Origin of the sequence: Thalassovita mediterranea (assembly GCF_001458435.1) — a bacterium.
Lineage (GTDB): Bacteria > Pseudomonadota > Alphaproteobacteria > Rhodobacterales > Rhodobacteraceae > Thalassobius > Thalassobius mediterraneus.
Genome location: NZ_CYSF01000007.1, coordinates 477,845 through 484,687, shown reverse-complemented (window position 1 = coordinate 484,687; position 6,843 = coordinate 477,845). Strand labels below are relative to the sequence as shown.

Sequence of the window (6,843 nt, the reverse complement as noted above, 5' to 3'; positions counted from 1 at the left end):
ACCTTCGATGACGAAGGTTAAAGACGCATGGAACTATGTCACACTACGCTCTGCTACCATGCACTATGTGCATCCTCAGCTTCGGCTCATGGCTTGAGCCCCGTTACATCTTCGCCGCAGGACAACTTATTTAGACCAGTGAGCTGTTACGCTATCTTTAAAGGATGGCTGCTTCTAAGCCAACCTCCTGGTTGTTTTGGTCGTCCCACCTGCTTTCCCACTTAGCCATGAATTAGGGGCCTTAGCTGGAGGTCAGGGTTGTTTCCCTCTCCACTACGGACGTTAGCATCCGCAGTGTGTCTGCCATCTAGTACTCCCGGGTATTCGGAGTTTGGTTAGGATCAGTAAGCCTGTGGGGCCCCATTACCCATCCAGTGCTCTACCCCCCGGGGTATTCGGATGACGCTCTACCTAAATAGATTTCGCAGAGAACCAGCTATCTCCGAGTTTGATTGGCCTTTCACCCCTAGGCACAACTCATCCCGACCTTTTTCAACAGGTGTGGGTTCGGCCCTCCAGTAAGTGTTACCTTACCTTCAGCCTGGTCATGCCTAGATCACTCGGTTTCGGGTCTGATCCCACGAACTCATTCGCCCTATTAAGACTCGCTTTCGCTGCGCCTACACCTAACGGCTTAAGCTTGCTCGTGAGACCAAGTCGATGACCCATTATACAAAAGGTACGCCGTCAGCTCGCAAGGAGCCTCCGACTGATTGTAGGCGTTCGGTTTCAGGTACTGTTTCACTCCCCTCGTCGGGGTGCTTTTCACCTTTCCCTCACGGTACTGGTTCACTATCGGTCAGTAAGGAGTACTTAGCCTTCGAAGGTGGTCCTCCGATGTTCAGACAGGATTTCACGTGTCCCGCCCTACTTAATACGTCCTATCGAGCTTCCCATACGGGACTGTCACCCACTATGGTCAATCTTTCCAGATTGTTCTGGTCACTCTCAAGGCTCGGCTGGTCCCCGTTCGCTCGCCGCTACTAGGGGAGTATCTGTTGATTTCCTTTCCTCCGGGTACTTAGATGTTTCAGTTCCCCGGGTTCGCTCTTAAAACCCTATGTATTCAGGTATTAAGTACTTGGTTTACCCGGTTATTGATCAGCGTGATGCTAACAATAACAGAGTATCAAGTGGGTTGCCCCATTCGGAGATCCTGGGATCAAAGCCTATTCTCGGCTCCCCCAAGCTTATCGCAGAGTATCACGTCCTTCATCGCCTCTTACTGCCAAGGCATTCACCAAACGCCCTTCTCGCGCTTGATTTGATCCAGAAAGAGTAAGACTTGCGTCTTTGACATCCGGGCTGGTTCGACCGGATGCTCACTTTCTGATCAAAAGCATACTATTTCCCGCTCCTTACCCGAAAGACTGCGCTGCCGATGTCGGTCGGCCCCACGCAGAAGGTAAGGAACATGCAAGATCTCTCGATCTTGCGGGTTAGTGTACTTGACTTGGACAACTCTGTTCGTTTCAGCAGGGATACGTTGCATAGAGATCGAGGAAACAATCTCTATCACGCCTTCCTCATTTTAGTGTGCTACCGCCTTGCGGCTACTTGAGCACTGAGGAACCAACTGAGATCATCCGCTTACTTACGGTGATCAAACAGGTTGTTGATATTTTCTCTCTAAACGATGTCATGAACAGCATCTTTGATGCTGCAACGTGTCCGATTGGACGGTTAAGAACCACGCTGCGGTGCTTAACGATCTAATCGAACGCTCTGATCTAAGGTAGTGAAGACAAATGGTGGAGCCTAGCGGGATCGAACCGCTGACCTCCTGAATGCAAATCAGGCGCTCTCCCAGCTGAGCTAAGGCCCCATCAAACCCCGACAGGGAATTTGGTGGGTCGAGGAGGACTTGAACCTCCGACCTCACGCTTATCAGGCGTGCGCTCTAACCACCTGAGCTACCGACCCAGTCCAGACCGGTAGGTCTGATGTCTTCCTGAAGAGATATGAGGACGGCCTGGTCCTGATATAGTGATCAACGTGACTTGTTGATCTTTTGCTAAGTGTATCACGAGGAAGAGCAAGCTCTTCTTGCTAGATACATCCTTAGAAAGGAGGTGATCCAGCCCCAGGTTCCCCTAGGGCTACCTTGTTACGACTTCACCCCAGTCGCTGAGCTCACCGTGGTCCGCTGCCTCCTCGAAAGGTTGGCGCACGGCCTTCGGGTAAACCCAACTCCCATGGTGTGACGGGCGGTGTGTACAAGGCCCGGGAACGTATTCACCGCGTCATGCTGTTACGCGATTACTAGCGATTCCGACTTCATGCCGTCGAGTTGCAGACGACAATCCGAACTGAGACAGTTTTTTGGGATTAACCCATTGTCACTGCCATTGTAGCACGTGTGTAGCCCAACCCGTAAGGGCCATGAGGACTTGACGTCATCCACACCTTCCTCCCGCTTATCACGGGCAGTTTCCTTAGAGTTCCCGGCCGAACCGCTGGTAACTAAGGATGTGGGTTGCGCTCGTTGCCGGACTTAACCGAACATCTCACGACACGAGCTGACGACAGCCATGCAGCACCTGTCACTGCGTCCCCGAAGGGAACCATCCATCTCTGGATGTAGCACAGGATGTCAAGGGTTGGTAAGGTTCTGCGCGTTGCTTCGAATTAAACCACATGCTCCACCGCTTGTGCGGGCCCCCGTCAATTCCTTTGAGTTTTAATCTTGCGACCGTACTCCCCAGGCGGAATGCTTAATCCGTTAGGTGTGTCACCGAATAGCATGCTACCCGACGACTGGCATTCATCGTTTACGGTGTGGACTACCAGGGTATCTAATCCTGTTTGCTCCCCACACTTTCGCACCTCAGCGTCAGTATCGAGCCAGTGAGCCGCCTTCGCCACTGGTGTTCCTCCGAATATCTACGAATTTCACCTCTACACTCGGAATTCCACTCACCTCTCTCGAACTCAAGACTAGCAGTATTAAAGGCAGTTCCGGGGTTGAGCCCCGGGATTTCACCTCTAACTGACTAATCCGCCTACGCGCGCTTTACGCCCAGTAATTCCGAACAACGCTAACCCCCTCCGTATTACCGCGGCTGCTGGCACGGAGTTAGCCGGGGTTTCTTTACCAGATACTGTCATTATCATCTCTGGCGAAAGAGCTTTACGACCCTAAGGCCTTCATCACTCACGCGGCATGGCTGGATCAGGCTTGCGCCCATTGTCCAAGATTCCCCACTGCTGCCTCCCGTAGGAGTCTGGGCCGTGTCTCAGTCCCAGTGTTGCTGATCATCCTCTAAAACCAGCTATAGATCGTAGACTTGGTAGGCCATTACCCCACCAACTATCTAATCTAACGCGGGCTAATCCGTCACCGATAAATCTTTCCCCCGAAGGGCGTATAAGGTATTACTCTCCGTTTCCAGAGGCTATTCCTTAGTGTCGGGTATATTCCCACGCGTTACTAACCCGTCCGCCGCTCACCCCGAAGGGCGCGCTCGACTTGCATGTGTTAGGCCTGCCGCCAGCGTTCGTTCTGAGCCAGGATCAAACTCTCAAGTTGAAAGCAACTTACGCTGCTATCCTTGACGTTCGAACCTCTGCACATACTGTTTTTCCAATTGACTTGGAAATGATCCAACCGGCTGGTTGGATCGTTCTCTGCTTGTGACATCAGTACCAAAAGATACCGAAAGCCGACAAACAGTGAAGCTGACTATCCATCATCGAACCGAAGTTCTAGGTAGTTGATATATGTGCAGTCATTCATTCATCGAATGAACCAAACCGCCCACATATCTCTTCAGATACCATCAATGTCAAAGAGCGTGGCAACAACTTGCGTCATCACCAGAGACAAAAAACAACCGACTGCGCTAAATCTTTCTAGCGCCGCCCGCTCATCACTGCCTCATTTTCTTCACTTCCGAACCCTCCAGAGTGTACCTCCGTAGCGCCGTCCGCTGCCCCGTTGTGCGCCTCAGCGCCGCCGGTGAAGGGGGTTCTAAGGTTATTCCAAACCACCCGCAAGCGCTTTTTACAGAAAAAACACAATTTTTTAAAATAAACCGAAAAATCAAACAAAATCAAAATGGTAGGAGAAGGAAAAAGTGGAGAGGCGGTCAAACTTCATAGTTTCTCGACCGTGAACGCGCTTCCAGAGTGGAATCGCACCCGTCCTATCCGCCCAGAGAAACCGCCTAAGGCGTACAGGCAACCGCATCCTCAACCTGAGGAGAGCAGAATACCACAAATGACGTCAAAAGTCGCGATTCATCGGATGTAAACGATTCCTCAGTATGGTCCTCAGTGCAAAACACAGGAGGAGGCACTGACAGATCACCAACACCAAGCGCATTGGGCCTATGCATCGCGCAAGGAGCGTTCTGTTCCACAGCATGCCCTGCCCGAAAGGCGCACAAGGTGGGGAGCCATTGATGCCCCGCGCACTATGTATCCCCGTCTGACCAGAATTCCCCTAGCGCATCATTGCGCTGCTCGATCTCGCGGATGCGTTGACTGCTCCCCTCGGGATCACGTGACACAACCAATGCCATCAAACTCTCCAAAAGAGTGAGGGTCGCTGCATAGGAGGAAAAGAACTGAGGGCTATCAGAGGGCACGATAAACGCGAAATCCGCATGTGCGATTGCCGGGCAGCTATGGCTGTCGGTGATGATGATCGTCTGCGCCCCCTGCTGCCGCGCCAAATCCACGGCCGCAATAGAACGACGCGCATATGGTGATTTGGTCACCACCAACAAAACATCGCCTTGCTTCATATCGACCAGCGACGCGCCCATTGCGCCCCCCATACGACCGGCCAGCATCCAGTTGCCACGGCTATAGTGCGCCAGATAAGCGAGGTATTCGACAATACCAGTCGATCCATAGGCACCAAACAGAACCACCCGACCAGCACGGCCCAGCGCGTTGGCGGCAGCCTCCATTCGGGTTGGATCCAACTCGGCCTGCAATGCCTGAATATTGGCGATGACTGCGCTGGTCTGCCGTTCAATGATACCAGCGGCCGAGGAATCCCCCTGCCCCAACCGTTTGGCTTTATCCGCGAACCCATCGACGCGCTGCTCCACAGTCAGCCGGCACAATTCGCGCATCTGCTCATATCCGTCAAAGCCCAACGCGCGCGCCAGACGGGAGTATGTTGCAGGTGGCAGTTCCGAAGCCACCGAAATCGCCCGCAAGGACCGTGATGCCACATCCATCGGATGCACAGCCACATAATCCGCAGCGCGGCGCAACTGGGTCGATAGCCCCGCATAACCTGCCGCGATCCGGTCCTGTAGCGTTTGGTTCACAGACTGCGCTGGCCCGGATGCACTTTGGCGGTGCGTATCCTGATCAGACATCTTTGTGCGCCCTGTCATATTGCCCTCTTTGATCATGACCCAAATCAAATCAATTGTATCTTTTCAGAATCAATATTGAAACATATGTTTCACGATAAGCGACTCGGGTCCCAATCAGATGCGGGTCATTCTTTGATACGAAACCGAAAGCCTACAGCGATGACCGCCCCTAGCCCGACTGCTTCCCACGTTTTTCCCCGCCACACACACGCGACCCTACCCCACGCTGTTGCGGGCGATGGCTGTTATATTCTGGACCGCGATGGCAAACGCTATTTCGACGGGTCGGGGGGCGCGGCGGTCTCTTGCCTTGGTCATTCGGATCCCGCGGTGATTGAGGCCATCCAGAGCCAAGCGGCACAACTGGCCTATGCGCACACCAGCTTCTTCACCTCTGATCCGGCGGAAGAGTTGGCGGACCTGTTGATCGAACACGCCCCCGCCGGCTTGGATCGGGTTTATTTCGTCTCCGGCGGGTCAGAGGCGATGGAGGCCGCGTTGAAGCTGGCGCGGCAATATTTCACCGAAATCGGCCAGCCGCAGCGCCGCCATGTGATTGCGCGCCGCCAAAGCTATCACGGCAACACGCTGGGCGTTTTGGCGGTGGGCGGCAATATGTGGCGACGGCAGCAATTTGCGCCCTTGTTGATGGAAAGCACCCATATCAGCCCCTGCTATGAATATCGCGGTCGCGAAGTGGGCGAGAGCGCCTTTGATTACGGCCAACGCGTCGCCAATGAGCTGGAGGCGGAAATCCTGCGCCTTGGCCCAAACACCGTGATGGCCTTTGTCGCCGAACCTGTTGTGGGCGCGACCGCCGGTGCCGTGCCGCCGGTGGAGGGGTATTTCAAACGGGTGCGCGAGATTTGCGATCAATATGGCGTGCTGCTGATCCTGGACGAGGTGATGTGCGGCATGGGGCGCACCGGAACGCTGTTTGCCTGCGAACAAGAGGGCATCAGCCCCGATATCACCGCCGTGGCCAAGGGGCTGGGCGCGGGCTATCAGCCTATCGGCGCGATGCTGTGTAGCGCGCAAATCTACGCCGCTATTGAAAACGGCAGCGGGTTTTTCCAACACGGGCACACCTATCTGGGCCATCCGGTCGCGGCGGCAGCCAGCCTAGCGGTGCTGCGCCGGTTGACGATGGATCGCGCGCTGGACCGTGTGGCGCCCATGGGCGACCGCCTACAGGCCGCGTTGGTGGACCGTTTCGGTGAGCATCCTCGTATTGGTGACATTCGCGGGCGCGGGTTGTTCCGTGGGCTGGAACTGGTCGCAGATCGCGCGACCAAGACGCCGTTTGATCCCGCTCTTGCCCTGCCGAAGAAAATCAAGGCCGCAGCCTTTGACGCTGGACTGCTATGCTATCCGATGGGCGGCACCATCGATGGCGCGGCAGGCGCGCACATCCTGCTGGCCCCGCCATTTATCATGAATGACGATCAGATCGGCGAGGTCGTGGATAAATTGGACATCGCGTTGAAGGCGACACTCCCCGCATAAA

The 6,843-nt window shown here is 54.6% G+C and carries 2 protein-coding genes, 2 tRNA genes and 2 rRNA genes; 1 reads left to right on the top strand and 5 read right to left on the bottom strand.

From position 1 onward, the window contains the following. From TM5383_RS16880 to TM5383_RS09810, 5 genes are all read right to left on the bottom strand, one after another. A 23S ribosomal RNA gene (locus TM5383_RS16880) occupies window positions 1-1,265 on the bottom strand; the annotation flags it as partial. A 484-nt stretch (window positions 1,266-1,749) separates the two neighbouring features. Continuing rightward, a tRNA-Ala gene (locus tag TM5383_RS09825) sits at window positions 1,750-1,825 on the bottom strand. Between the two features lie 21 nt (window positions 1,826-1,846). After that, window positions 1,847-1,923: transfer RNA gene (locus TM5383_RS09820), tRNA-Ile, on the bottom strand. Window positions 1,924-2,065: 142 nt separating this feature from the next. Next, a 16S ribosomal RNA gene (locus TM5383_RS09815) occupies window positions 2,066-3,529 on the bottom strand. A gap of 886 nt (window positions 3,530-4,415) precedes the next feature. Next, window positions 4,416-5,336, bottom strand: a complete 921-nt coding sequence (locus TM5383_RS09810) for a MurR/RpiR family transcriptional regulator (RefSeq protein ID WP_159438575.1) — start codon at window positions 5,334-5,336, stop codon at window positions 4,416-4,418. Between the two features lie 159 nt (window positions 5,337-5,495). Between TM5383_RS09810 and TM5383_RS09805 the strand changes: the two genes are divergently transcribed. Then, window positions 5,496-6,842 carry an aspartate aminotransferase family protein gene (locus TM5383_RS09805; protein WP_058318836.1) on the top strand — a complete coding sequence of 449 codons (1,347 nt, stop codon included), beginning with the start codon at window positions 5,496-5,498 and terminating at the stop codon, window positions 6,840-6,842. Window position 6,843: the final 1 nt, after the last annotated feature.

What these genes read in the sequence shown, in the direction of transcription:
- TM5383_RS09810 (WP_159438575.1), bottom strand. Translation starts at nt 5,336, where the DNA reads ATGTCTGATCAGGATACGCACCGCCAAAGTGCATCCGGGCCAGCGCAG.
- TM5383_RS09805 (WP_058318836.1), top strand. Translation starts at nt 5,496, where the DNA reads ATGACCGCCCCTAGCCCGACTGCTTCCCACGTTTTTCCCCGCCACACA.